Source organism: Azospirillum lipoferum (genome assembly GCF_024170005.1).
GTDB classification, from domain to species: Bacteria; Pseudomonadota; Alphaproteobacteria; order Azospirillales; family Azospirillaceae; genus Azospirillum; species Azospirillum lipoferum.
The window spans coordinates 50072-75666 of sequence record NZ_JALJXJ010000008.1; the positions used below are offsets into that span (position 1 = coordinate 50072).

25 protein-coding genes, 1 tRNA gene and 1 pseudogene are annotated in these 25595 nt (G+C 69.0%); 18 read left to right on the forward strand and 9 right to left on the reverse strand.

What is annotated here, in order from left to right:
* Positions 1 to 20: 20 nt before the first annotated feature.
* From J2848_RS18505 to J2848_RS18520, 4 genes are all read right to left on the reverse strand, one after another.
* Positions 21 to 1241: a BaiN/RdsA family NAD(P)/FAD-dependent oxidoreductase gene (locus J2848_RS18505; protein ID WP_149234677.1), complete on the reverse strand. Its 1221-nt coding sequence runs from the start codon at positions 1239 to 1241 to the stop codon at positions 21 to 23.
* 129 nt (positions 1242 to 1370) lie between these two features.
* Complete coding sequence (locus J2848_RS18510; RefSeq protein WP_042443213.1) at positions 1371 to 1637, reverse strand: hypothetical protein; 267 nt, start codon at positions 1635 to 1637, stop codon at positions 1371 to 1373.
* A 284-nt stretch (positions 1638 to 1921) separates the two neighbouring features.
* Entirely contained in the window at positions 1922 to 2926 is a 1005-nt protein-coding gene (locus J2848_RS18515; protein WP_149234660.1) for an SH3 domain-containing protein, read from the reverse strand.
* A 10-nt stretch (positions 2927 to 2936) separates the two neighbouring features.
* Positions 2937 to 4115: a hypothetical protein gene (locus J2848_RS18520; RefSeq protein WP_149234659.1), complete on the reverse strand. Its 1179-nt coding sequence runs from the start codon at positions 4113 to 4115 to the stop codon at positions 2937 to 2939.
* 258 nt (positions 4116 to 4373) lie between these two features.
* Between J2848_RS18520 and J2848_RS18525 the strand changes: the two genes are divergently transcribed.
* Positions 4374 to 4691: a ribbon-helix-helix domain-containing protein gene (locus J2848_RS18525; RefSeq protein WP_149234658.1), complete on the forward strand. Its 318-nt coding sequence runs from the start codon at positions 4374 to 4376 to the stop codon at positions 4689 to 4691.
* 48 nt (positions 4692 to 4739) lie between these two features.
* Here the strand turns inward: J2848_RS18525 and J2848_RS18530 are convergent, their stop codons facing one another.
* Both J2848_RS18530 and J2848_RS18535 read right to left on the reverse strand, forming a co-directional pair.
* On the reverse strand, positions 4740 to 5618 hold the full coding sequence (locus J2848_RS18530) for a TIGR01459 family HAD-type hydrolase (protein ID WP_149234657.1): 879 nt from the start codon (positions 5616 to 5618) through the stop codon (positions 4740 to 4742).
* A 70-nt stretch (positions 5619 to 5688) separates the two neighbouring features.
* The gene (locus J2848_RS18535) at positions 5689 to 6939 is read right to left on the reverse strand and encodes a glycosyltransferase family 4 protein (RefSeq protein ID WP_149234656.1); all 1251 of its coding nucleotides are present in this window, start codon (positions 6937 to 6939) and stop codon (positions 5689 to 5691) included.
* Between the two features lie 115 nt (positions 6940 to 7054).
* Here J2848_RS18535 and J2848_RS18540 point away from each other — a divergent pair, with 115 nt between their 5' ends.
* Both J2848_RS18540 and J2848_RS18545 read left to right on the forward strand, forming a co-directional pair.
* Positions 7055 to 7852 (forward strand): alpha/beta hydrolase, encoded by a 798-nt coding sequence (locus J2848_RS18540; protein WP_149234655.1) that lies wholly within the window; start codon positions 7055 to 7057, stop codon positions 7850 to 7852.
* Positions 7853 to 7932: 80 nt separating this feature from the next.
* Positions 7933 to 8023 (forward strand) — tRNA-Ser (locus tag J2848_RS18545).
* A 164-nt stretch (positions 8024 to 8187) separates the two neighbouring features.
* Here J2848_RS18545 and J2848_RS18550 read toward each other — a convergent pair.
* A pseudogene (locus J2848_RS18550) lies at positions 8188 to 8872 on the reverse strand (IS6 family transposase).
* 291 nt (positions 8873 to 9163) lie between these two features.
* Between J2848_RS18550 and J2848_RS18555 the strand changes: the two are divergent.
* From J2848_RS18555 to J2848_RS18620, 14 genes are all read left to right on the forward strand, one after another.
* Entirely contained in the window at positions 9164 to 10204 is a 1041-nt protein-coding gene (locus tag J2848_RS18555) for a TRAP transporter substrate-binding protein (RefSeq protein WP_170307249.1), read from the forward strand.
* Between the two features lie 62 nt (positions 10205 to 10266).
* A complete protein-coding gene (locus J2848_RS18560) occupies positions 10267 to 11037 on the forward strand; it encodes a class II aldolase/adducin family protein (RefSeq protein ID WP_149234654.1) in 771 nt (256 codons plus the stop codon).
* 109 nt (positions 11038 to 11146) lie between these two features.
* Positions 11147 to 12232, forward strand: coding sequence for a helix-turn-helix transcriptional regulator (locus J2848_RS18565; protein ID WP_149234653.1), 1086 nt, complete (start codon positions 11147 to 11149; stop codon positions 12230 to 12232).
* A gap of 33 nt (positions 12233 to 12265) precedes the next feature.
* Positions 12266 to 13252 carry a 2-dehydropantoate 2-reductase gene (locus tag J2848_RS18570; protein WP_149234652.1) on the forward strand — a complete coding sequence of 329 codons (987 nt, stop codon included), beginning with the start codon at positions 12266 to 12268 and terminating at the stop codon, positions 13250 to 13252.
* Between the two features lie 171 nt (positions 13253 to 13423).
* Entirely contained in the window at positions 13424 to 14470 is a 1047-nt protein-coding gene (locus J2848_RS18575) for a TRAP transporter substrate-binding protein (protein WP_149234651.1), read from the forward strand.
* 24 nt (positions 14471 to 14494) lie between these two features.
* Positions 14495 to 15046: a TRAP transporter small permease gene (locus J2848_RS18580; RefSeq protein WP_149234650.1), complete on the forward strand. Its 552-nt coding sequence runs from the start codon at positions 14495 to 14497 to the stop codon at positions 15044 to 15046.
* Positions 15043 to 16374 (forward strand): TRAP transporter large permease, encoded by a 1332-nt coding sequence (locus J2848_RS18585; protein WP_149234649.1) that lies wholly within the window; start codon positions 15043 to 15045, stop codon positions 16372 to 16374. The genes J2848_RS18580 and J2848_RS18585 overlap by 4 nt, the downstream gene beginning before the upstream one ends.
* A 4-nt stretch (positions 16375 to 16378) precedes the next feature.
* Entirely contained in the window at positions 16379 to 17083 is a 705-nt protein-coding gene (locus J2848_RS18590) for a fumarylacetoacetate hydrolase family protein (RefSeq protein WP_170307248.1), read from the forward strand.
* On the forward strand, positions 17080 to 17853 hold the full coding sequence (locus tag J2848_RS18595) for a fumarylacetoacetate hydrolase family protein (RefSeq protein ID WP_149234647.1): 774 nt from the start codon (positions 17080 to 17082) through the stop codon (positions 17851 to 17853). The genes J2848_RS18590 and J2848_RS18595 overlap by 4 nt, the downstream gene beginning before the upstream one ends.
* A gap of 59 nt (positions 17854 to 17912) precedes the next feature.
* Positions 17913 to 18761: a 3,4-dihydroxyphenylacetate 2,3-dioxygenase gene (gene hpaD / locus J2848_RS18600; RefSeq protein WP_149234646.1), complete on the forward strand. Its 849-nt coding sequence runs from the start codon at positions 17913 to 17915 to the stop codon at positions 18759 to 18761.
* Positions 18762 to 18777: 16 nt separating this feature from the next.
* Entirely contained in the window at positions 18778 to 19167 is a 390-nt protein-coding gene (locus J2848_RS18605; protein WP_149234645.1) for a 5-carboxymethyl-2-hydroxymuconate Delta-isomerase, read from the forward strand.
* 15 nt (positions 19168 to 19182) lie between these two features.
* The gene (gene hpaH, locus J2848_RS18610; RefSeq protein WP_149234644.1) at positions 19183 to 19986 is read left to right on the forward strand and encodes a 2-oxo-hept-4-ene-1,7-dioate hydratase; all 804 of its coding nucleotides are present in this window, start codon (positions 19183 to 19185) and stop codon (positions 19984 to 19986) included.
* Positions 19987 to 20005: 19 nt separating this feature from the next.
* Positions 20006 to 20830 carry a 4-hydroxy-2-oxoheptanedioate aldolase gene (gene hpaI / locus J2848_RS18615; RefSeq protein WP_149234643.1) on the forward strand — a complete coding sequence of 275 codons (825 nt, stop codon included), beginning with the start codon at positions 20006 to 20008 and terminating at the stop codon, positions 20828 to 20830.
* Between the two features lie 29 nt (positions 20831 to 20859).
* The gene (locus tag J2848_RS18620) at positions 20860 to 22314 is read left to right on the forward strand and encodes an NAD-dependent succinate-semialdehyde dehydrogenase (RefSeq protein ID WP_149234642.1); all 1455 of its coding nucleotides are present in this window, start codon (positions 20860 to 20862) and stop codon (positions 22312 to 22314) included.
* Positions 22315 to 22356: 42 nt separating this feature from the next.
* On the opposite strand, the gene hpaR is transcribed toward J2848_RS18620, so the two are convergent.
* The gene (gene hpaR / locus J2848_RS18625; RefSeq protein WP_246194334.1) at positions 22357 to 22833 is read right to left on the reverse strand and encodes a homoprotocatechuate degradation operon regulator HpaR; all 477 of its coding nucleotides are present in this window, start codon (positions 22831 to 22833) and stop codon (positions 22357 to 22359) included.
* 284 nt (positions 22834 to 23117) lie between these two features.
* Between hpaR and hpaE the strand changes: the two genes are divergently transcribed.
* Positions 23118 to 24641, forward strand: a complete 1524-nt coding sequence (gene hpaE, locus J2848_RS18630; protein WP_149234641.1) for a 5-carboxymethyl-2-hydroxymuconate semialdehyde dehydrogenase — start codon at positions 23118 to 23120, stop codon at positions 24639 to 24641.
* Between the two features lie 323 nt (positions 24642 to 24964).
* On the opposite strand, the gene copM is transcribed toward hpaE, so the two are convergent.
* A complete protein-coding gene (gene copM / locus J2848_RS18635; RefSeq protein WP_149234640.1) occupies positions 24965 to 25435 on the reverse strand; it encodes a CopM family metallochaperone in 471 nt (156 codons plus the stop codon).
* Positions 25436 to 25595: the final 160 nt, after the last annotated feature.

The window sequence follows — 25595 nt, forward strand, 5'->3', positions numbered from 1 at the left end:
CCCTCCAGGATTGCGGTCTTTCACTGCCGCTTCAGCCACTCCACCATCCCCTTGCCGGCCGCCGCGCCCATGGCGAAGCAGCCCTGCAACAGATAGCCGCCGGTCGGCGCCTCCCAGTCCAGCATTTCGCCGGCCAGGAACAGGCCGGGGCGGCGGCTCAGCATCAGTCGCTCGTCCAGTTCCGGCAGGCGGACGCCGCCGGCCGAGGAGATCGCCCGCCCGATGGGCCGGACGCCGGTCAGCACCATCGGCAGCCCCTTGATTCGGCGGGCCAGCGCGACCGGATCGGTCAGGTCGGCGGCCGGGGCGAACTCGCGCAGCAGGGCGGCGCGCGGGCCGGTCAGGGACAGCGACTTCTTCAGGAAAGTGGACAGCGACTCGGCACCGCGGCGGCGCAGGCGCTTGACCAGTTCGGCCTCCGCCATGTCCGGCAGCAGATCCAGCGTCAGGGTCGTCCAGCCCTCCGCCGCGATGGCATCGCGGAGCGGCGCGCTCAGCGCGTAGACCGCACCGCCTTCGATACCGGTCTCGGTGATGACGAACTCGCCCTTCAGCCGTCGGCCGGCAGCGCACAGTCCGACGCTCTTCACCGGCTGGCCGGCGAAGCGGTCGCGCAGGTGATCGGACCAGGGCACCTCGAAGCCCATGTTGGACGGCACCAGCGGTGCGACCTCCACCCCCAGTCCTTCCAGCAGCGGGACCCAGCCGCCGTCGGACCCCGTGCGCGGCCAGCTCGCCCCGCCCAGCGCCAGCAGGGTGGCGCGTGGGGTGACCGTGACGCTCTTCTCCCCGGTATGGAAGGTTCCTTGGAAGGTCAGGGCGCCGGTCTCGTCCCAGCCGGTCCAGCGATGGCGGCTGTGCAGGGTGACGCCCAGCCCGTCCAACCGCCGCAGCCACGCGCGGACCAGGGTGGAGGCCTTCATCTGCACCGGGAAGACGCGGCCGCTGCTGCCGACGAAGGTCTCGATGCCCAGCCCGGCGGCCCAGCCGCGCAGGTCGTCGGGCGAGAAGCCGGCCAGCAGGCGGCGGAACAGCGGCTCGGCGGCGCCATAGCGCGGCAGGAAACGGTCGAGCGGCTCCGAGTGGGTCAGGTTGAGTCCGCCGCGCCCGGCCAGCAGCAGCTTGCGCGCCGGGGTGGGCGTGTGGTCGAACACGGCGACCCGCAGGCCGGCGGCCGCAGCGATCTCCGCCGCCATCAACCCGGCGGGGCCGGCGCCGACGATCGCCAGATCCGGAGCCATTTCCGGGGCCGCGTCAGGGATGGTATGGGGCACTTGGAAACGCCTTCACAAAAGGAAGTGCCCCCGCCCGTCCCATGGCGGTGCCGGGACGGGCGGGGGCATCCGGGTCTCGGCCTCGTTCCTTTGAAATCAGTCCTCGTAATCCTGGTCCTGGGCCACTTCCTCGGCCAGGTCGGCGGCGAGGTCGGCGAAATAGCCGGCATCGACGTCCAGGCCGTTCTCCTCGCAGATGCGCATGAAGATGCGGTAGGCGTGCAGGATGGCGACGTCGAGGACGACGAGGTCTCCTTCCTCGCTGTGGCGGTCGGCGACGTCCCGCTCCTGAAGGGTGGCGACGATGTCGTGCGCGGCGGCCTGAAGGACCGCGTCCATGGCTTGTTTGTGTTGGGTCGACATCGTGTGAATCCTCGTTCCGGTCGTGCTTCGCGTCCCCGCCCGGCCGGACCGGCGCCGCATGGCCGGCGGGGGTGGTCGAACCGTCGGACGGGGCGGGCACGTCGGGGGCTCCGTTCGTCCGCGAAAGTTCGGCCTCCCCCTTGTTGTAGAATCCTTTTTCAGGGCCGAACAAGCCCCTTCACGGGGAGCCGGGGCGCGTCCTTCCGGGTAGCCTCGTACCAGCCTCCGCGCACCGGCTTCCGCGTCCAGGCTTCACAGGGGGGCCCGTTCCGCAGGGGAGCGGTTCAGCGCGCGGCGGGCGTGAGCAGCGCGGCGCCGACATAGCCAAGCGTCTTGCCCTTCTGCCCGACCTTGTACCAGCCGCCGACGGCCTCCAGCACGGTGACGCGCTCGCCGGCCTCCAGCACATCCAGCACCTTGGCGTCGCAGACCGGGGCGACCCGCAGATTGCCGGCGGCGCGCAGCCGGGCGACGGTCCCGCCCGGCAACTGCGGGCGCTGCACCCGTCCGGGCAGGTCGCCGGGCAGGTCGCCGGGCAGGGCGCAGCCGCGGTCCTCCCGGTCGGCCTTGGCGTAGCGGCCGGGCTTGGGGGGCGTTGCGGGTTCGGCGGTGACGGCGCGGTTCGGCGCGGCCTCCGCCAGATAGGCGCCGGTGACGTAGCCCTGCGGCTTGCCGGCGCGGCCGACCCGCTGCCAGCCATTGGCCGGCGCACCGAAGGCCGTCACCTGCTCGCCCTTCTCCACGGTGTCCAGGACCCGGCCCCCGGCGTCCGGCGTCGCCCGCAGATAGATGCCGGCGGTGGCGGTCATCGTCCGCTGTGCGGGAATGGTCGGGGGTTGCTTGGCGGCCGGCTCCCTGGGGGGCGGCTCCGTTGCAACCGCCTGGGGTGCGGGCTGGATCGCTGCCCCGCTCTGCGGCTTCAGCGGCGGCAGCGGCGGAGCCTTGACGGCTGACGGTGCCTCCGCCGTCCCGGGGGCCGGCGGCTTCGTCGCCGCAGGCGGTGCCGATGTCGGGTCGGCGGCGGGCCGGGCCGGAGCGGGTTGCAGGCCGGGCGCCGACAGCGGGGCGATCGCCTCCGGCGGATGCTCCCAGACCACGCCGGGGGTCAGCGGCGGCGACGGAGACCGTGTCGGCGTCAGGCGGGGAAGGGCGACGATGGGGGGGGCGAGCGGGGTCAGCCGTTCGGTCGTGGTTTCCGCCAGCACGCCGGCCGGGTCGCCGAACAGCCCGCCCAGCACCAGCGCCGGTGCCGCGATCCGCAGGCCGGCGATCAGCCGCGCTCCAGCCATCCCCCCCTCCTCAATCGAGCGTGATGCGGGCGATCAGCGTCGGCAGCGTCTGGCAGCGCAGCAGCCCGTCCAGCGTCCGGTGCTCGGCCAGCCGCAGGGTCAGCGCACAACCGAAGGAGTTCACCGCCAGTTCGGTCTGCGCCAGCGTGCCGACGATGCTGGACGGCCGCGCGATGCTGTAGCCGGGCGCCCCCAGCTTGCCGGCCAGCGCACCGTTGACCGGGCTGAAGCCGTCGATCTCCAGCGTCATCGGCCCCAGATTCTGCACCACCACCTCGGAGCTGGGATCCTCCTTGGTCGCATAGAGCTGGACCGGGACGGCACGGTGGCGGGCGATCCAGTCCTTCAGCGCCAGATTGGCGACCACCGGGTCACGGCTTTGCAGCGCCGCCTCCATCGCCGTCTGGCGCAGTGCCGGGTCGTTGCCGCCCAATGCCGCCTCGAAGGCGGCCAGCCGCGCCGCCCGGTCGGTGCCGGCCAGCTTGCCGCGCAGGTCGGCGACCTGGGCGATGCGCGCCTCGACCGCCCGGCGCTCCGTCTCGGCGCGGGCCGCTTCGGCCTTGGCGGCGGCGGTCTGCTGGGCCAGCCGCTCCTCCTCGCGCCGGCGGCGCTCGGTGTCTTCGGCCAGCCGCTGCGCGGCGTCGCGGTCCAATTGCTCGCGCAGGCTCTTGGCTTCCGGCGTGCCCAGCACGACCGTGCGGCCGGGCAGTTCGGCGGCCGGCTTGCCCAGCCCGTCGAGCAGGGCGGGGGTCTGCGGCGTCAGTGCCACCGTCCAGCCGGCGGTTCCACGGGTGGCGAGCGCGGTCGCCACCCAACTCTTGACCAGCCCGGCCTCCGCCGCCGGGCGTAGGAAGGTCACCGGCCCTTCGCGGCTGTCCACGAGATAGGTCGGTCCGCCCAGCACCAGCCTGGCGGTCACCCGCGCCGCCATCTGCGGTTCCGGCGACGGCGGGGCCGGCAGCGGTTCGACGGTCAGCGCCTCGATGCGCCAGGGGGCCGGCAGCTGCGCTTCGATCCGGGGGCGCAGGATCGGGTCCGGGATCGTCTCGACAGCGGCGGCCTCCGCGGCCCGGGCGCCTGCCGTCGGTGCGCCGGCTGTGATCCCGATAGCCACCGGGGCGGCCAAGAGGGCGGTCAGGAGACCCGCCGTGTTGCGGGCCGCGAATCGTCCGTTCCCCGGTCGCTTCATCGCCGATCCTTCCCCCTGTGCACCGTCCGGCACTGGTATAGCGAAGGTGCCGGCCAAGGGAAGCGGCTTTTCCCGGCAACCTGCCGATCTGTGGTTGGGCACAATACCCGCCTGCGCCGGATTGTCACGTCGATCCGCACCCATGGGTCGAATTGGACTTGGACGCCACACGCTACTTGCAATATGGTCACACAAATGGATGTATTGGCCCCGCATCGAAAGAGCGGGACGCGCAACGGCTGGGGAACGGGGTTTCCGATGGGGGGCACGGGCGGAGGTAAGGACGGACCGGGGCTGCTCTGCCGCAACGTCAAGGTGAGCGGCCGCCGGACCAGCCTGAGAATGGAGCCGTATATCTGGGACTCGCTGAAGGAAATCTGCGAGCGTGAACGGCTGACCCTCAACGAAATCTGCACACAGATCGACCAGCGGCGTGGGGAGGCGAACCTGACCGCCTCCATCCGCGTCTTCATCGTCAGCTATTACCGCACCGCCATCGGCCAACGCGGTTTTTCCGAAGATGGCCAGTCGCCCCTGCTGCGCAAGGCGATGGACGACGCCGTCCCGCTGGACTGACGGAAGCGGGCCCGAGGGGAGCAGGGGCTCACTCCCGTCCACCGGATTTTACCAGCGCAGGCTCGGCACCGCATAGGTCGGCATGTGGCCCGACGCGTCGGCCAGGGCGCGCAGGTTGACCGGATCGACCGCAGCCCCCCAGGCCGCACCCCCCAGCTCCTCCTGATGAATGCCGGCGGTGACCAGCGCCACATCGATCCCGGCAGCGTTCGCGCCGGCGACGTCGGTGCGCAAGCTGTCCCCCACCGCCAGGATGCGGCTCTTGTCGGCGATGCCCAGCAGCTCGAAGCAGCGCTCGTAGACGGGGGCATGGGGTTTGCCGTGCTGGCGCACGTCGCCGCCCATCGCCTCGTAGCGCGCAGCCAGCGTGCCGGCGCAGATCACCAGCATCGGCCCGACCATCACCACCAGATCGGGGTTGGCGCAGATCATCGGCAGCCCGGCGGCCAGACAGGCGTCCAGCTGCGGCTGATAGTCCGCCACCGTCTCGCCGAAGGTGACGATGCCGGTGTTGACGACGAAATCGGCCTCCGACGGCGTAGCGGCAACCTGATAGCCGAGGCCGGCATAGACGTCGGTGTCGCGCTCCGGTCCGATGTGGTAGAGGCGCCGGCCGAGTGCGGCGTGCCAGGGATCCTTGCGATCGCGCAGCGCCTCGTAGGTCGCCTCGCCGGAGGTCATGACATGGTGGTAGCGTTCGCGCCCCAGCCCCATGCCGTCCAGCCTCTCGATCACGCCGGTGGTGCGGCGCGGCGCGTTGGACAGCAGGCACAGCGTCTTGCCGGCGGCGCGCATGCGGTCCAGGCAGTCGGGCACGCCGGGATAGGGCTGTTCGCCGTCATGCAGGACGCCCCACAGGTCCAGGATGAACCCGTCATAACGGTCGATGACCTCGGCAATGCCGGAAATCTGTCGGATGTCGGCCATGGTGTCCGGTCGGTTTGATGGAAGGATAAGGATCGGATTGCATCGATCGGATTGCGTCGACAGGCCGATCTCAGCGTGGTTGCAGCAACTCCGCATAGACCGCCAGCGTGTCGGCGCACATGCGGTCCTTGGTATAGCGGTCGGCGACGAAGGCCATGGCGCGGGTGCCGATGGCTTCCCTCTGTTCCGGCGTCAGCGACAAGGCCTCGTCCAGCGCCCGGGCCAGCGCGTCGGGATCGTCCGGCGGCACCACCCAGGCGGTCTCGCCGGGGACGACGGTCTCCTGATAGGCGCCGATGGCCGAGACGATCACCGGCTTGCCCATCGCCTGCGCCTCCACGATGACCCGCCCGAAGGCTTCCGGCTCGCGCGAGGCGGAGACGACCACCGTCGACAACAGGTAGGCCGCCGCCATGTCGCTGCAATGGTCGGTCATCCGCACCACGCCGCGCAGGCCGGCGCCGGCGATGCGGTTCTCCAGCTCTTCCCGGTAGCCGGTGCGGCCCTGGTCGGAACCGACCAGCAGCGCCAATACGTCCTTGCGCCCCAGCCTGGCCAGCGCATCGATCAGGACGATCTGACCCTTCCAGCGGGTCAGCCGGCCGGGCAGCAGGATCACCGGCCGGTCGTCCGGCAGGTTCCATTGCTTGGCGAGCGTCACCAGCCGCGCCGGGCTGACCCGGTCGGGGGCGAAGACACCGCGGTCGATGCCGCGGTGGATGACGCGCACCCGTTGCGGGTCGACCGGGTAGTTGCCCAGCACATGGTCGCGGATGAAGCCGGAGATGGCGATCACCCGCTCGCCCCGCGCCATCACCGAATTGTACCAGCGCTTCAACCGCCCGCCGACCGGCCCCGATCCGAAATTGTAGGGGGCGTGGAAGGTGGTCATGTAGCGGGCGCCGGTCTCCCGGCAGGCCAGCCACGCGCTCCAGGCCGGCGCGCGGGAGCGGGCGTGGACGATGTCCACCTTGTGTTCGCGGATGATGGCGGCCAGCCGGCGGGCGTTGCGGCGGATGGTCAGCGGGTTCTTGGAGGCCAGCGGCAGGGTCAGATGGGGGATGCGGGCGCGGTCCAGTTCGCGCACCATCGGCCCGCCCTGCGACGCCACCAGCGGCGTGCCGCCGGCGGCCTGCAAGGCCAGCGCCATGTCGACGCAGCCGCGCTCCGCCCCGCCGGTGACCAGTGTCGGCACCACCTGGAGCACCGTCGGCGCCCGGCCACCCGGCCAGTGCCCGGGCCAGTCGGGGGCAGGGGTGTCCTGATGGGCGTCCGCGTTGCGCGGGGAATGGTCGGTGGTAAGGTGGGGGTCGAAATCCATGATGCCGGCTGCTCGCAAGGGGCGGCCCGGGACCGGCCGCGGGCCCCGGCATGCCGGACCGCCATCGAGCCCGGTGCCCGACCGCGTGCCGGTGTCCGTTGTCGAAGGTGACCGTATGACCGAAACCGCAGCCCATCCGGGCGGCGCGCACCATAGCCTAACGCGCGGTGCCGCGACCATAGCCTATCACCACACCCCTGCCGGCCCGTCCGGGCAGGGCAAGCCGGGCGTGATGTTCCTGGGTGGCTTCATGTCCGACATGACCGGCGGCAAGGCGACGGCGCTGGAGGCCTGGGCGGTGGAGCGCGGCCTGTCCTTCACCCGCTTCGATTATCAGGGCCACGGCGCCTCCAGCGGCCGGTTCGCCGACGGCACCATCGGCCTGTGGGCCGACGACGCGCTGGCGGTGCTGGACCAGGTGACGGCGGGGCCGCAGATCCTGGTCGGTTCCTCCATGGGCGGCTGGATGATGCTGCTGACCGCCCTGCGCCGGCCGGAGCGGGTCGCCGGGCTGGTCGGCATCGCGCCGGCTCCCGACTTCACCGAAGACCTGATGTGGGACATCTTCGAACCCGGCATCCGGCGGCGGATCATGGAGGAGGGTGTCTGGAACCGCCCGTCGGAGTATGGCCCGGAACCCCAGCCGATCACCCGCGCCCTGATCGAGGACGGCCGCAACCATCTGCTGCTGCGCGGCCCCATCGCCTTCGGCGGCCCCGTCCGCCTGCTGCACGGCCAGTGCGACCCCGACGTTCCCTGGCAGCTCAGCCTGCGCATCGCCGAGGCGCTGACCGGCGACGATGTCCGGGTCACGCTGGTGAAGGACGGCGACCACCGCCTGTCCCGTCCCCAGGACCTTGACCTGCTGTGCCGCACCGTCGGTGCCCTTGTGGATGAAATCGGGGTGGTTTGACGCGCCGCCAAAAAAACGTCGCCCGCGTGAAACGGAGGCTTGCATCGCCGCGAACCTCTGGCTATAACGCGGGCCTCTGCGGAGGGGTGGCCGAGTGGTCGAAGGCGCACGCCTGGAAAGTGTGTATACCCCAAAAGGGTATCGAGGGTTCGAATCCCTCTCCCTCCGCCACGGATTTAGCCCAAGCAACTGGTTTGCTTGGGCTTTTTCGTCTCCGGAGCATGTATCTCCTACAGTCTGCCCCACACTTTGTGGTGGATTGACGCTGCTGTTGACGGGGAATTGTCACACGAACTGAACCGGCCTGCAAAAGAGCCTGGCATCTTCCGACTGCGTCACGCCGCCGCGGTCGCGGCCAGCCACTCGGCCATTGCCTGCGCCCGGAAGATGCGCAAGGTGCGGCGGGAGACCAAATGGCGCTGGAAGGTCGAAGGTGTTGTAGACGGCGGCATGCAGAGAAACAAAGCGCTGGGCAAAGCCCGGTGATTTGAAACGCTGCATCTTGTGTTCGCGTCGCCGGATCGGTTGGTGCGAGACTTCGGCCCGGTTGTTCGTGCGCCGACCCTGCTCATGGCGCGTCGTCAGGCCGATCTCTTGGAAGGCGGCCGCGCAGGACCGGAGCTTGTCCGTGGTGACCAGAGTGGGCACGAAGCCGTGCTTCTTGAGCAGCTTGCAGGCTGACGTCTTGTTCCGCCGGCGCTGGATAAGAACCTCCAGCACCTCGCCCTCGTCATCGACGGCTCGCCACAGATACACATATTTCCCGTCGACGCGCACCACCATCTCATCCAAATGCCAGCGTGAACTGGGCTTTGGCCGCAGGCTTCGGAGATTGCGCGCAATGAGCGGGCCGAACTTCAGAACCCAACGGCGTACGGTCTCGTAGGATACGTCCACGCCGCGTTCGGCCAGCAACTCCTCGATATCCCGGTAGCTCAACGTGAACCGAAGATAAAGCCGGACGGCTTGCTGGATCACGGCTGGTGGGAATTGATGGCGGGCGTACGAGATCCGCGTCATCCGAGAACGGTAACCTCATTGCCGACGGGCCGCCACCGTTCTCGTGACAACGCCTGCAACACCCACGTTCAACTTAAAGCCGCATCTCGCGCAGCATCGGTCAGGACGAGTCCGTCACGAACAAGCTTTCACTTTCGACAGAGCAAAAATCTATCGCAAAATTTCCGCCTGTTCCGGACAGCGCCTGCCCGTCGCGGATAGAGCAAGACGCCAGCCCCGCCTACCCTCGGCGAATACCGTCGTGAACACCACCGGCGGACAGAAAAGCCAAGCCAAAGGGAGGTTCAAGGGATGAGCAGTCTGCGCACGCTTACGTCCGCAATCGTACTTGCCACAGGACTGATGGCGTCGGCCACCGCCCAAGCGGCCGAAACCGTGACGCTCAAGATCGCGCATTTCCTGCCCGGCGTGGCGCAGGTGCAAAGGCAGGTTCTGGAGCCGTGGTGCGACGATCTCGGCCGGGAATCCGGCGGCCGCATCCGCTGCCAGTTCTATCCTGCGCTGCAACTGGGCGGCACGGCGGCCCAACTGGTCGATCTCGCGCGCAACGGCGTGGCCGATATCGTCTGGACGGCCCCCGGCTATTCCGCCGGCCGCTTCCCCAAGACCGAGGTACTGGAGCTTCCGGGCATGCTGCCGGTCGGCGGCCTCGCGGGCGGACGCGCGATCTGGACCTTCTACCAGGCGCATCTCCAGGATGAATACGCCGCCTACAAGGTGCTGGCCCTGCATGGCGACGGCGGCATGACCGTCCACACCGCGAACAGGCCGGTTGCCAAGGCGGCGGATTTCGCCGGGTTGAAGCTGCGCGCGCCGAACCGCACCATTGCCCGCACCCTGACGGAGCTTGGCGCCACCCCCGTCGCGATGCCGCCCGCCCAGATGACCGAGGCGATCTCCAAGGGTGTGGTGGACGGTGCATCCGCGGTCTGGGAGGTCATCGGCCCGACCAAGCTGGACGAAGTCACCCGCTTCCATCTGGAAACCTCACCTGACGAGCCTGCCCTGGGCGCCACCGTTCTGGCCCTGCTGATGAACAGGAAGAGCTTCGACGCCATGCCCGCGGACCTGAAGGCGATCCTTGAGAAGAACAGCGGCATGGTCCTCGTCGAGCGCTTCGGACGGGCCTGGGACGCCACCATCGCCGCGACGCGCGACAAGGTGAAGGCAGAGGGGCAATCGGTCACCGTGCTGTCGGGCAGCGCCTATGACGAGGTGCTGAAGAAGCTGGAGCCGGTCACCACCGAATGGATCGCCCAGGCGTCGGCCAAGGGCATCGACGCGGCCCCTCTCGCCGCCGCGGCCCGGCAACTGGCCCCCCGACCCCACTGACGGCCCCGCTGACGGCCCCGCCAATTTCGGCGTCCCACCAACCAGGAACAACGAGACCGGACATGAGCACGGCTCCCCGCTATTTCGAACAGCCCGCCCGTTTCAGCCCGGCCGAATGGCAGGCCCGCGTCAAGCTGGCCGCGGCCTACCGTATCTTCGACCATCTCGGCTGGTCGGAGCTGATCTACAACCACATCTCGCTCAGGGTTCCGGACGAACCCGGCCACTTCCTCATCAACCCGTTCGGCCTGCATTATTCGGAGGTCCGCGCCTCCAACCTCGTGAAGGTCGATGTGGAGGGAAACATCGTCGGCCATTCGGACTGGCCGATCAATCCGGCCGGCTTCACCTTCCACGGCGCCATCCATGCGACCCTGCCGGACGCCCATTGCGTGATGCATGTCCATACCACGGAGACGCAGGCTGTCTGCTGCCTGGAGGACGGGCTGGCCTTCACCAACTTCTACGCCGCCCAGCTCTACGGCAAGGTCGCCTACCATGATTTCGAGGGGATCACCGTCCATCTCGACGAAGGGCGGCGCATCCTGGCCAGTGCCGGCGACAAGCCGGTCCTGCTGCTGCGCAACCATGGCCCGGTGGTGGTCGGCGCCACACTGGCCCAGGCCTTCTCACTGATGTGGCTGGTCAACCGCGCCTGCGAGATCCAGATGGCCACTCATTCGATGGGCCGGGCGCGGCCAATCCCGGTAGCGGTGCTGGAGAAATGCGTCGCCGACAGCCTGAATTTCGATCCGAAATACGGGGCCGGCGAAGACGCCTTCGCAGCGCTCACCCGCATCATCGACCGCATCGACCCGACCTATCGGTCGTGACGGACAAAGTCCAGCGCCCCGTTCCAAAATCCCGTTCCAAAGGGGCCTTGACTGATTAACATGTTAATCGTTTTATTGTTCGCATACTCCACAAGAGGGCTGGCGAACAATGAACGGATGCGGTCGGGACGAAACGAGCCGGTCGGCCACCGAAGCCCGGCTGCTGGGGTTGGAGGCGGGACGGGTCCTGGCCTCCCAGGCCGGCGACCAGACGGGGGACTGGATCACCAGCGACCCCGACTGCGCCTCTGAGCGTCTGTTCCGCAACTACACCCCGCACCGGATGCGGGTGATCGGGCCGCCGCGCGATTTCCGCATGCGGCTGCGGGTCGGCTGGTCGGGGAGCATGGCCCTGCTGCGTTTCAACACCGGGGTGGAATTGTCGCAGGTGCCGACCGGCCGCTTCATCCTGGTGACGACGCAGGTCAGCGGCTGGTCCGAGATCGACACGCAGGCGCAAAGCTTCAGCGGCGGACCGGGATTGATGGTCGTCGATTCCGCGAGGTCGCCGGTGAGGAAGCGCTTCAGCGCCGACAGCGAGCGGCTGCATCTCCGGCTCGGGATCGCGGCGCTGGACGGCCTGTACGAGCGGCTGACCGGCAAGGCCCCCGCCCGGCCACTCGAATTCGCACCCTGCATCCGGCCGGGAACCGCCATGCACACCCGCTGGCAGGCGGTGGTCCGGATGGTGCTGTCCTGTACCGCCCCCTCCGCCGGACATGACCCCGCCCTGGGCCCGGCCCCGGCTCTGCCCGACCTTCTGCGGAGACAGTTGGAGGAGACCGCGATGCTGATGCTGCTGACCGGACATGAGCATAGCGGGGCGGAGCAGATGGCGGGCACGCCTGCCGCTCCTGCCCCGCGTCATGTCCGGGCGGCCGAGGAGTTCATGCGCGCCAACGCCGGGGAGCCGCTGACCCTGGCGGAGATCGCCGAGGCGGCCGGCGTCAGCATCCGGACCCTGACCGCCGGCTTCCGCAATTTCCGCGACCAGTCCCCCATGCAGCAGTTGCGGGACATCCGCATGGCCGCCGCGCGGGACGATCTGCTGCAAGGCCCAAGAGCCGGGGGCACGGGAGCCGGAAGCGTGGCCGACATCGCCCTGCGCTGGGGCTTCGGCAATTTCGGACGCTTCGCCGGCGACTACCGCCGCCGCTATGGCGAGACGCCGTCGGAAACGCTGCGGCGGCGCTGATCATCCCCTCTGAACCGCGGAGACAAGACGTCGATGAAGACCTGCATCATCGGGGCCGGCGCCATCGGCGGCCTCATCGGCATCCGTCTGGCCCAGGCCGGCTGCGACGTGTCGGTCCTGGCGCGCGGCGCCACCGCCGACGCCCTGCGCGCCGGTCCCTGGAGGCTCGCCACCGCGGACGGGCAGATCATGGGGTCCGTCCGGGTGGCCGATGACCTGACGGCGCTGGGACCGCAGGATCTCGTCGTCATCGCCGTGAAGGGGCAGTCGCTGCCCGGCCTCGCCCAGTCGCTGACCCCTCTGATCGGGACGGAGACCATGGTTCTGCCGGCGATGAACGGCGTGCCCTGGTGGTTCTTCCACCGCTTCGGCGGGCCGCTCGCCGGGATGCCGCTCGACAGCGTCGATCCCGGCCGGCGGATCGCCGACGCCATCCCGGATGATGCAGTCGTCGGCTGCGTCGTCCATGCCACATGCTCGGTTGCCGAACCCGGTCTGGTGCGCCACGGCTTCGGCAAGCGGCTGATCGTGGGCGAGTTGGACAGCAGCCTGTCGGCCCGCCTCGGCAGGCTGGCGGACTGCCTGACCGCAGCCGGATTCGAGGTCCAGTCCTCCACGCGGATCCAGGCAGACATCTGGTACAAGCTGTGGGGCAACATGACGATGAATCCGGTGTCGGCGCTGACCGGCGCCACCTGTGACCGGATTCTCGACGATCCGCTGGTCAGCGGCTTCTGCCTGTCGGTGATGGCGGAGGCGGCCGAACTGGGGCGCCTCATCGGTTGCCCGATCGAACAGAGCGGCCAGGACCGCAACGCGGTGACCCGCCGGCTTGGAGCCTTCAAGACGTCGATGCTCCAGGATACCGAGGCCGGCAAGCCGCTGGAAATCGACGCGCTGCTGGGGGCGGTGAAGGAGATCGCCGGTCGCCTGGGGCAGGCGACCCCCAACCTCGACGCCCTTCTCGGCCTGACGCGGCTGATGGCGGGCACCCGCGGTCTCTACCCGGCAATGGACTGACCTTCTGAAGCGGCCGGCGCGCCAAGGCGCACATATCGCCCTTGACTGTTTAACATGTTAATGTTTAACTCGTTAATAGCATCACGCACCATCAATGAACAACGCGCCGACAAGAAGACGGGCGGACCCTTCGGTCTGCCCGATCCCCCGCGCATCGGTGGAGGAAACCCCATGCTGAAAACGATCCGGCCGGCGGCGCTCGCCCTGGCCACGCTGCTGCCGCTTGCCGCCTTAACCATTGCCGCCACCTCCGTAGCCGCCGCCGATGGCGTCTCGCTGAAGATCACGCATTTCCTGCCGCCGGGTGCGCCGGCGCAGAAACAGGTGCTGGAGCCCTGGTGCAAGACCCTGGGCGAGCAGTCGGGCGGACGCATCACCTGCCAGTTCTATCCGGCGATGCAGCTCGGCGGCACGCCGGCGCAGCTGGTCGATCTGGCGAAGAACGGCGTCGCCGACATCGTCTGGACCGCTCCCGGCTATTCGGCCGGCCGCTTCCCGGTCATCGAGACGATGGAACTGCCCTTCGTCGTGCGCAACGGGCTGTCGGGCAGCCGGGCGGCCTGGGACTTCTACCAGCACCACGCGGTGGAGGAGTTCGCCGCCTACAAGGTGCTGGCGGTCCATGTCGACGGCGGCGTCGCCTTCCACACCGCCGGCAAGCCGATCGCCGCGGTGGACAGCCTGAAGGGGCAGAAGCTGCGCGCCTCGACGCGCATGGTGTCCAAGCTGCTGACCGCGCTGGGCGCCACCCCCGTCAACATGCCGCCCGCCCAGGTGACCGAAGCGATCTCCAAGGGGATCGTCGACGGCGCCATGGGGGCCTGGGAGGTGGTGACGCCGACCAAGCTGCAGGAAGTGACCAGGTTCCATACCCAGCCGCCGGCCGGCCAGCCCTACTACTCCACCACGGTCCTGACGCTGCTGATGAACAAGGAGCGCTACCAGTCGCTGCCGGCCGACCTGAAGGCGGTGATCGACCGCAACAGCGGCCCGGCGCTGGTCGAAAGCTTCGGCCAGGTCTGGGACCGTGTGACCGCCGACACCCGGGCCCTGGTCGCCAGGGACGGCGGCACCATCCAGAACCAGGATCCCGCGGATTACGAGGCGATGCGCGCCGCCGCGGCGCCGGTCGAAGCCGAATGGCGCCAGGACATCGCCAAGCGGGGCATCGACGGCGCCGCCCTGGTTGCCGACGCCCGCGCGCTCGCCGCCCGCTGATCCCCTTCGCGGAGACCCTTCATCATGCATGAACCCATCGGAAGCCCGGACTTCCGGCCAAGGGCCGCGGGCGAGCGCACCCTGCTGCTTGCGGCGAAAGGCTTCGCCCTGGCCGGCGGCGGCATCTTCATGGCGCTGATCGGCATGTCGCTGCTGTCCATCTTCGGGCGCAAGCTGGCCAACCTGCCGATCACCGGCGACGTGGAGCTGATGCAGGTCGGCACTGCCGTGGCCGCCTGCGCCTTCCTGCCGCTCTGCACCATCCTGGGTGAGAATCTGCGCGTCGATTTCTTCACCGAAACCGCCCCGGCCTGGATGCGCCGGCTGCTCGACGCCGTGGCCGACCTGCTGCTCGGCGCGCTGGCCCTGCTGCTGGTCTGGCGCACCGGCCTCCAGGTGATCGACATCCGCGAGGCGGGAGAGGTGACGCCGCTTCTGGGCCTGCCGGTCTGGATACCGATGCTCGCCATGCTGCCCAGCCTCGTCCTGACGGCGCTGTGCGCGCTGAGCCGCGGCTGGCGCGACCTGACATCCAACGAACGACAGACGGCCGGCACGGCGGAGGTGGCACGATGAGCGGAACCGCAATCGGACTTGCCGGCTTCGCCGGGCTGATGGGCATGCTGGCGCTGCGCGTCCATATCGGCGTGGCGATGTTCATCGCCGGCGCCGCCATCTACCTGACCATCAACGACGGCCAGACCGCCGCCCTGCTGTTCACCCTCAACAACCTCGCCTTCGCCCGGCTGTCGAACTACGACCTGTCGGTCATCCCGCTGTTCCTGCTGATGGGCCAGTTCGCCACCCATGGCGGGCTGTCGAAGGCGCTGTTCCGCGCCGCCGGCGCCCTGATCGGCCATTGGCGCGGCGGTCTGGCGATGGCCTCCACCGCCGCCTGCGCCGCCTTCGGCGCCATCTGCGGATCGTCGCTGGCAACCGCGGCCACCATGGGTCAGGTGGCGCTGCCGGAATTGCAGGCGCGCGGCTATTCCGGGCGGCTGGCGACCGGAACGCTGGCGGCCAGCGGGACGCTGGGCATCCTGATCCCGCCCTCGGTGCCACTGGTCGTCTATGCGGTGCTGACGCAGGAATCCATCGGCAAGCTGTTCGTCGCCGCGGTGGTTCCCGGAATCATCGCCGCACTCGGCTATCTCGCGGTGATCGCGCTGATCGTGCGGCGCAACCCGGCCGCCGGCCCGGCCAGCGCCCCGCTGCCCTGGTCGGAGCGGTTGCGCGCCCAGCTCGGCGTGCTGCCGGTGCTGCTGGTCTTCCTGGTGGTGATCGTCGGCATCTATGACGGCTGGGCCAACCCGACGGAGGCCGCCTCCATCGGTGCCGCCGCCTGCGGCATCATCGCCGTCGCCTCCGGTGGCATGCGCTGGCCGCAGCTGGTCGCCAGCATCTACGGCACCGCCCAGGCGACCGCGATGATCTTCGTCGTGCTGATCGGCGCCGACCTGCTGAACTCCGCGCTGGCGGTGTCGCAGATGCCGGTGGAGCTGGCCGCCTGGGTGCGCGACAGCGGCATGCCGCCGCTGCTGGTCCTGTTCAGCATCATCGGCATCTACATCCTGCTGGGATGCGTGATGGATTCGCTGGCGATGATCCTGCTGACCATCCCGATCTTCTACCCGGTGGTGATGGGCCTCGACTTCTTCGGCATGGACGCCAGCGACAAATCGATCTGGTTCGGCATCCTGGCGCTGATGGTGGTGGAGATCGGCCTCGTCCATCCGCCGGTCGGCATGAACCTCTATGTCATCAACCGGCTGGCGCGTGGCGTACCGATGCGCGAAACCGCCTGGGGCGTCATGCCCTTCCTGGCATCCGACCTGCTGCGCATCCTGCTGATCGTCTTCGTGCCGGGCATCTGCCTGTGGCTCGTCCATGCCTTCGGAGGCTGACACCATGCAAACCACTTCCCCTCAGGGAATGGCCCAGGGAATGGCCCAGGGAATGGCCCAGGGAATGGTCTACGGGGTGATCCTGAACGACCGCCCCACTCTGGACCGCCTTGGCCCCGCCCTGTCGCAGCCGCCCTACGGCGCGCCGCCGAAGGCGCCGATCCTCTACATCAAGCCCTACAACACCCATGTCGGCAACGGCGCCACTGTGCGGCTGCCGCGCGGGGCGGAGCGGGTGGAGGTGGCGGCGACGCTGGGCCTCGTCATCGGCCGCGACGCCACCGCCCTGGACGAGGCCACGGCGACCGACGCGGTTGCCGGGCTGCGCCCGATCCTGGACGTCAGCCTGCCCAACCCGTCGGTCTACCGGCCGCCGGTGCGCGAACGCTGCTTCGACGGCTCCTGCCCGATGGGCGGGACGCTGCCCTACGCGGCGGTGGCGGGGCCGGAGGCGCTGACCCTGCGCACGCTCGTCAACGGCACCTTGGCGGCGGAGCGCAGCCTGTCCGATCTGGTCCGCCCGCCGGCCCGGCTGCTGGCCGAGGTGACCGGCTTCATGACCCTGCGGGCCGGCGATATCCTGCATCTGGGGATCGCGCTGAACGGGCCGCAGGCCGGGGCCGGCGACCGCGTCCGGCTGGAGATCGACGGCTTCGCCCCGCTGGACATCGCCATCGAAGACGCCGCGGCGGAAGGAGAAACGCCATGAAGCGCGCCCGCATCCTGCTGGACGGCACGGTCCATGCGGCCGTGGAGGAAGAGGGGCGGCTGCGGTTGTCCGACGGCCGGCTGGTCGCCCTGGATGGAGATGGCCCCGAAACGGTCACCTGGCTGCCGCCGGTGGAACCGCGCACCATCTTCGCGCTCGGCCTCAACTATGCCGACCACGCGAAGGAGCTAGCCTTCAAGGCGCCGGAAACGCCGCTGGTCTTCCTGAAGGGGCCGAACACCATCACCGGCCATCAGGCCAGCACCCGGCGCCCGGCCGACGCCACCTTCATGCATTACGAATGCGAACTGGCGGTGGTGATCGGCCGCACCGCCCGCGACGTGCCGCGCGACCGCGCCTATGAGGTGGTCGCCGGCTACAGCGTCGCCAACGACTACGCCATCCGCGATTATCTGGAAAACTACTACCGCCCGAACCTGCGGGTGAAGAACCGCGATGGCTGCACGCCGCTCGGCCCCTGGCTGGTGGACGCGGCGGACGTGCCCGATCCGATGAACCTTTCGCTGCGCACCCTGGTCAACGGCCGGGTGACGCAGGAGGGCAGCACGCGCGACATGATCTTCGACGTGCCGCACCTGATCGCCTACCTGTCGTCGATCATGACCCTGTCGCCGGGCGATGTCATCCTGACCGGAACCCCGGAAGGGCTGGCGGACGTCGTGCCGGGCGACACCGTCACCACTGAGATCGAGGGCATCGGCAGCCTCGTCAACCACATCGTCCCCGACAGCATCACCGCCAACCGCTGACACTCTGTCAGGGGTCCATCGCCAAGCCGGGCCGAACCGGCCGCATTCCGGAGGAAAGCATGGGCAAACTCGCACTCGCCGCCAAGATCACCCACGTCCCGTCCATGTACCTGTCGGAACTGGACGGCCCGCACAAGGGGTGCCGCGACGCCGCCATCGCCGGCCACAAGGAGATCGGCCGGCGTTGCCGCGACCTCGGCGTCGACACCATCGTGGTGTTCGACACCCACTGGCTGGTCAATTCCGGCTACCACGTCAATTGTGCCGCGCATTTCGAAGGCGTCTACACCAGCAACGAGCTGCCGCACTTCATCAAGAACCTGCCCTACGCCTATGACGGCAACCCGACGCTCGGCCATCTGCTCGCCCGCACCGCGACGGCGGCCGGGGTGAACACCCGGGCGCATTCGGAAACCTCGCTGACGCTGGAATACGGCACGCTGGTGCCGATGCGCTACATGAACGAGGACCGCCGCTTCAAGGTGGTTTCGGTCTCCTCGCTCTGCACCGTCCACGACCTGAAGGACAGCGCCACGCTGGGCCGCGCCGTCCGCCGCGCCATCGAGGAGGAGTATGACGGCACCGTCGCCATCCTCGCCAGCGGCTCGCTGTCCCACCGCTTCGCCCAGAACGGCGTGTCGGAGCAATATCTGCACAAGATGTGGGACCCCTTCCTGGAGCAGGTCGACCTGCGCGTGGTCGATCTGTGGCAGCGCGGCGACTGGGCGACCTTCACCGCCATGCTGCCGATGTATGCCGAGAAATGCTGGGGCGAGGGCTACATGCACGACACCGCCATGCTGTTCGGCGCGCTGGGCTGGGACCGCTACGAGGGCAGCGTGGACATCGTCACGCCCTATTTCGCCTCCTCCGGCACCGGCCAGATCAACGCCGTCTTCTCGGTCTGAGGCGGGGGGACGGACCATGCCGCATCTGACCGTCGAATATACCGGCAACCTCGGCGTACAAGCCGACATTCCGGCGCTGCTGCGCAAGGCCAACGCCGTGCTGATCGCCCAGGGCGGCGTCTTTCCCACCGGCGGCATCCGCTCCCGCGCCATCCGGCTGGACGATTTCTGCGTGGCGGACGGCACGGCCGACGACGCTTTCGTCCATCTGACGCTGAAGATCGGCGCCGGCCGCAGCGCCGAGCAGCAGAAGAAGACCGGCGACGAACTGTTCGCCATGGTCCGGGACCATTTCGCCGCGCTCTTCGCCAGCCGCTTCCTCGCCCTGTCGCTGGAAATCCAGGAATTCAGCGAGGCCGGCACCTGGAAGCACAACAACATCCACGGTCGCTACAAGGCCGCTTGAGACGAGGCTTTCCCCATGCTTAGTTCCGATGCCGTCCGGGCCGCCGCCGCGCGCCTGCACGAAGCGGAGAAGACCCGCGTCCAGACCCGCCAGATCTCCCTCGACCACCCCGACATCACCATCGAGGACGCCTATGCCATCCAGCGCTGCTGGGTGGAGGCGAAGATCGCCGGGGGGCGCAAGGTCATCGGCCACAAGATCGGCCTGACCAGCCGGGCGATGCAGCAGTCCTCGCAGATCGACGAGCCGGATTACGGCACCCTGCTGGACGACATGCTGTTCCCCGACGGCGGCGACATCGCCATCGACCGCTTCATCGCCCCGATGGTGGAGGTCGAGCTGGCCTTCATCCTGAAATCGCGGCTGGAGGGGCCGAACGTCACCCTGTTCGACGTGCTGTCGGCCACCGACTATGTCGTGCCGGCGCTGGAGATCATCGACGCCCGCTGCCACCGCGTCGATCCCGACAGCAAGCGCCCGCGCAAGGTGATGGACACCATCTCCGACAATGCGGCGAATGCCGGCATCGTCATGGGCGGCCGGCCGATGCGGCCGCTGGACACCGACCTGCGCTGGGCCGCCGCCCTGCTCTACCGCAATGGCGTGATCGAGGAGACCGGCGTGGCGGCCGGCGTGCTGAACCATCCGGCCAACGGCATCTGCTGGCTCGCCCGCCGCTTCGCGCCGCATGGCGTGGCGCTGGAACCGGGGCAGGTCGTGCTCGCCGGATCCTTCACCCGCCCGGTGCCGGTCAAGGCCGGCGACACGGTCCATGCCGATTACGGCCCCTTCGGCTCCATCGCGCTGCGCTTCGTGTAGGGCTTCAAGGAGGACATCGATGAGGAATCCGGACAACGCCTTCAAACGGGCGCTGGCGGCGGGCCGGCCGCAGTTCGGCCTGTGGCTCGGGCTGGCCGACGCCTATTGCGCGGAGATCGCGGCCGGGGCCGGCTTCGACTGGCTGCTGATCGACGGCGAGCATGCCCCGAACGACCTGCGCGGCATCCTGGCCCAACTCCAGGCCATCGCCGCCTATCCCAGCCATCCCATCGTCCGCCCGGTGGTCGGCGACACGGCGATCATCAAGCAGATGCTCGACCTCGGCGCCCAGACCCTGCTGGTGCCGATGGTGGAGACGGCGGAGCAGGCGGCGGCCCTGGTCGCCGCCACCCGCTATCCGCCCGGCGGCATCCGCGGGGTGGGCAGTGCGCTCGCCCGCGCCTCGCGCTGGAACCGCATCGGCGGCTATCTGGACGAGGCCGACGGCGAGATCTGCCTGCTGGTGCAGGTGGAGTCCGCCCGCGGGCTTGAAAACCTCGACGCCATCGCCGCGGTGGAGGGTGTGGACGGCGTCTTCTTCGGCCCGGCCGACCTGTCGGCGTCGCTGGGCCTGCGCGGCCAGCCGGGACATCCGACCGTGCGCGCCGCCATCGAGGACGGCATCGCACGGACCCGCAAGGCGGGCAAGGCCGCCGGCGTGCTGGCGACCGACGAGACGCTGGCCCGCGCCTATCTGGCGGCCGGCGCCCTGTTCGTCGGGGTCGGGGTGGATACCACCTTGTTCGCCCGCGCCGCCGCCGACCTTGCCGCCCGTTTCCGCCGGCCGTCTCCCGAACCGACGACCTCTCCGACGACGGCCGCTCCGACGCCCGGCGGCTACTGACCGCCCCGCCGCCTCGCAGGATACCATCCATGACCGATTTGACCGACAGCACCCTGCTGCGCGAGCGCTGCTTCGTGGCCGGCGCCTGGATCGACGCCGACGATGGCGGACGCAGCCCCGTCACCAACCCGGCGACCGGCGCCACCATCACCCATGTCCCCCGCTGCGGCGCCGAGGAGACCGCACGCGCCATCGCCGCCGCCGAAGCCGCCTTCCCCGGCTGGCGGGCGGAAACCGCCGGCCGCCGCGCCGCCCTGCTGCGCCGCTGGTTCGAGCTGATCCTGGAGAACCGCGAGGATCTGGCCCTGCTGATGACGCTGGAGCAGGGCAAGCCGCTGGCCGAGGCGCGCGGCGAGATCGATTACGCCGCCTCCTACGTCGAATGGTTCGCGGAGGAGGCGAAGCGCCTCTATGGCGACGTCATCCCGTCGCCGCTGCCCGACCGCCGCATCGTCGTGGTGAAGGAGCCGGTGGGTGTCTGCGCCGCCATCACGCCGTGGAATTTTCCGGCGGCGATGATCACCCGCAAGGCGGCACCGGCTCTGGCGGCCGGCTGCACGATGATCGTCAAGCCGGCCGAACAGACGCCGCTGTCGGCGCTGGCGCTGGCGGCACTGGCCGAACGTGCCGGCATCCCGCCCGGCGTCTTTTCGGTGGTGACCGGGTCGGCCCGGCAGATCGGCGCGGTGCTGACCGCCAGCACGGCGGTGCGCAAGCTGACCTTCACCGGCTCCACCGAGGTCGGCCGGCTGCTGATCGGGCAATGCGCCGGCACGGTCAAGCGGCTGTCGATGGAACTCGGCGGCAACGCCCCCTTCATCGTCTTCGACGACGCCGATCTCGACGCGGCGGTCGCCGGCGCCCTGGCCTCCAAATACCGGAACGCCGGCCAGACCTGCGTCTGTTCCAACCGCTTCCTGGTGCAGGACGGCATCTATGACCGCTTCGCCGCCCGGCTGTCGGAGGCGGTGGCGGCGATGACGGTCGGCAACGGGCTTGAGGACGGCGTGCAGCAGGGGCCGCTGATCGATGCCGCCGCCCTGGCGAAGGTGGAGGATCTGGTGGCCGATGCCACCCGGTCCGGCGCCACCGTGGCGGTGGGAGGCCGGCGCCATGCGCTGGGCGGCACATGGTTCGAGCCGACGGTGCTGACCGGCGTCACCGCGTCGATGCGGGTGGCGGTGGAGGAGATCTTCGGCCCGGTTGCCCCGCTGATCCGCTTCACCGACGAAGCCGAGGCCGTGCGCCTTGCCAACGACAGCGACTACGGCCTCGCCGCCTATCTCTTCACCCGCGACCACGCCCGCGTCTGGCGCGTCGGCGAAGCGCTGGAATACGGGATGGTCGGCATCAACACCGGCCTGATCTCCACCGCGGTGGCGCCGTTCGGCGGGGTGAAGCAATCCGGCTTCGGCCGCGAAGGCTCCCGCTACGGCATCGAGGATTACGTGGAGATCAAATACCTGTGCATGGGGGGACTGTAGCGACGCACACATGAGGGGGCCGTCGGCCCCCGCACCAACTCCTTATTCCTCGTCGCCGTCGCTGCCGTCCGGATCGCCCAGGCAATCGGCGAGTTCGTCGAGCAGCCCGTACAGCGTCGCCAGCCGGTCGGCTCCGAAAGCCGCGGTAATTTCGGCATAGCGCCGTTCGCTGTGGGGGGCGATCAGCGCGATCATGTCGCGGCCGGACGGCGTGATCGAGATCTGGGCCGCCCGCAGGTCCTTGTCCTCGATCCCGCGCTGGATCAGCTCGCGCTTTTCCAGCGTGCGCAGGATGCGCGACAGGCTGGGCATGCTGATGCTGCTGACCCGTGCCAGTTCGCCGGCGCGGAACTCGTCCGCCGTGGTCAGGGCGCGCAGCACCCGCCACTGCTGTTCGGTCAGGTCGTGTTCGTGCAGCAGCGGACGGAAGCGCGCCATCACCGCCTCGCGCGCCTTCAGCAGCGCCATCGGCAGGGACCGGCGGAAGGCCCGCATCTCGCCGCCGGGGTGCCCGGCCACCCCAATGGGTTCTGCCGCCGCGGCTTTTCTGGAAGGTCTGCCCAAGGCTCCGGCCTCATCTGGAAAGAGTCGACGCATGTCTGGAGGTTTCCCGCACCATAGCGCGGCGGCCCTGCGCAGGGAAAGCGCTTGACAGCACCGCAGCCCGATTTATATAACATGTTAAATATTAACAAATCAAGTTCTATGGCGCGGCACGCCGCCCGCGGCAGCCCGGCCTGCCACACCCCTGCCCACCAAAGCTCTGCCCAACAAGCGCCAACCAAACCCTGGAGTGAAACGCCATGGCATCCGTTTTCGAAACGAATCTCGCAACCGCGGAACGGCTCCTGACCCGGTTCCGGGATCGTCCGCTCGGCCATTTCATCGACGGGCGGGAGGTTCCCGGCCAGTCGGAGCGGCTGTTCGACAACCTGTCCCCCATCGACGGCGGGATCATCAACCGGGTCCATGCCGGCAACGCCGCCGACGTCGATGCCGCCGCGACGGCGGCGCTGCGCGCCTTCCCCGCCTGGGCCGCCCTGCCGGGCACCGAGCGCAAGCGCATCCTGCATCGGGTCGCCGACGGCATCCTGGCGCGGGCGGAGGAAATCGCCGTCCTGGAAAGCCTGGACAGCGGCCAGCCGATCCGCTTCATGAGCAAGGCCGCCGAACGCGCGGCGGAGAATTTCCGTTTCTTCGCCGACCGGGCGCCGGATGCCGCCAACGGCCTGTCGCTGCCGGCCAGGGACCATCTGAACTTCACCGTCCGGCAGGCGCTGGGACCGGTGGCGGTCATCACGCCCTGGAACACGCCCTTCATGCTGTCGACCTGGAAGATCGCCCCGGCGCTTGCCGCCGGCTGCACGGTGGTCCACAAGCCGGCGGAGTGGAGCCCGCTGACCGCCATGCTGCTGGCCGAGATCATGGCCGAAGCCGGTGTGCCGGCCGGCGTCGCCAACCTGGTCAACGGGTTGGGCGAGGAGGCCGGCAAGCTGCTGACCGAGCATCCGGCGATCAAGGCGGTGGCCTTCGTCGGCGAATCGACCACCGGCAGCCACATCATGGCCCAGGGCGCCCCGACGTTGAAGCGCGTGCATTTCGAACTGGGCGGCAAGAACCCGGTCATCGTGTTCGACGATGCCGATCTGGACCGTGCTCTGGACGCGGTGGTGTTCATGATCTACAGCCTGAACGGCCAGCGCTGCACCTCGTCCTCGCGCCTGCTGGTGCAGAGCGGCATCCATGACGCCTTCGTCGAAAGGCTGGCGGAGCGCGTCGCCCGCATCCGCGTCGGCCACCCGCTGGATCCCGCCACCGAGGTCGGCCCGCTGGTGCACGAGCGCCATCTGAACAAGGTTCTGGGCTATTGCGCCATCGCGCGGGAGGACGGCGCGACGGTGAAGGTCGGCGGCGTCCGCGCCGAGGAGGCCGGCGCCGGCGGCAACTATGTCCGTCCGACGCTGTTCACCGGCGCGCACAACCGCATGCGCATCGCCCAGGAGGAAATCTTCGGGCCTGTCCTGACCGCCATCCCCTTCCTGGATGAGCCGGAGGCGATCAGGGTGGCCAACGACGTCGCCTATGGGCTGACCGGTTATGTCTGGACCCGCGACGTCGGCCGTGCCAACCGCGTGGCGCTGAAGCTGGACGCCGGCATGGTGTGGATCAACTCCGAGAACAACCGTCACCTGCCAACCCCCTTCGGCGGCATGAAGGCGAGCGGCATCGGCCGTGACGGTGGCGACTACAGCTTCGATTTCTACATGGAAACGAAGAACATCTGCGTGGCGCTCGACACCCACACGGTGCCGAAGCTCGGCGCGTGATTCATCGCACTCATGCGATGGAGACCGGGGCGATGCGGTGGACGAGCCCTCCGCTGCATCGCTCCTGGATCCTCCGCTTGGATCTGTTGCCAAGTTCACCGCCGGGGCGGTGGAATGGCTGGGCACTGGAATGAGCCAAGATCAGTTTCTAGCGACTTCGATCTCAAGTCCGGTCTTTCGTTTTTGAGGGTATCGAGCAACGCAGTTCTTTCTGCATGCCATTCGAAATGGCGACAGACATGTTGGCTCCAAGTTTTGAACCGCCTACCTCGGCCGACACCGGAGACAGCGGTCTCCGCGACAACAATCCAAGGTCGCCGCCATCAGCTCTGGGGCGGCTTGGCCGGATGGCGGGCGAGCCAGCGGTCGAGTTGCCGGATTTCCTTTTCCTGGTCGGTGATGATCTTCCTGGCCATCTTCTGAAGCTCAGGATCGCGCCCGCTCTGGAGTTCGACCCGCGCCATATCGACAGCCCCCCGGTGATGCTCCCGCATCATGGAGGCGAAGTCGCGATCGGTATCGCCGGTCATCGGCTGCGCCATCATGGACTGCTGCATCTTCTGCATCGACCCCATCATCGCCTGTGAGCCCGGGGAGTTGGACATCGAGCCCCCCTGCATCATGCCCTGATGTGCCTGCGTCCCCTGCTGCATGGCCATGCCCTGCTGGGCGGTCATGCCGGTGGTCGTCGGTTGACCCGTGGTCTGCTGTGTCGGCGCGCAGGCGGAGGTCAGGGCCGCGGTCAGCACGGCAATCGTCGGAAGAATGGCGGACGTCTTCGAGCGCTGTGGCATGAGAGGTCTCCCGGAGGCAAGTGGGGATGCGTGGCAGTACCCCACGAGCAACCGGGGCCGATGCCTCGGCGTTCCCGCCCGATCAGCAATCGGTTCAGTTCCCGTCGTGAGGCCTCCCCCGGGTTGCGATGGAGGGGGCGCTGCTTTACTCTGGGTTCAA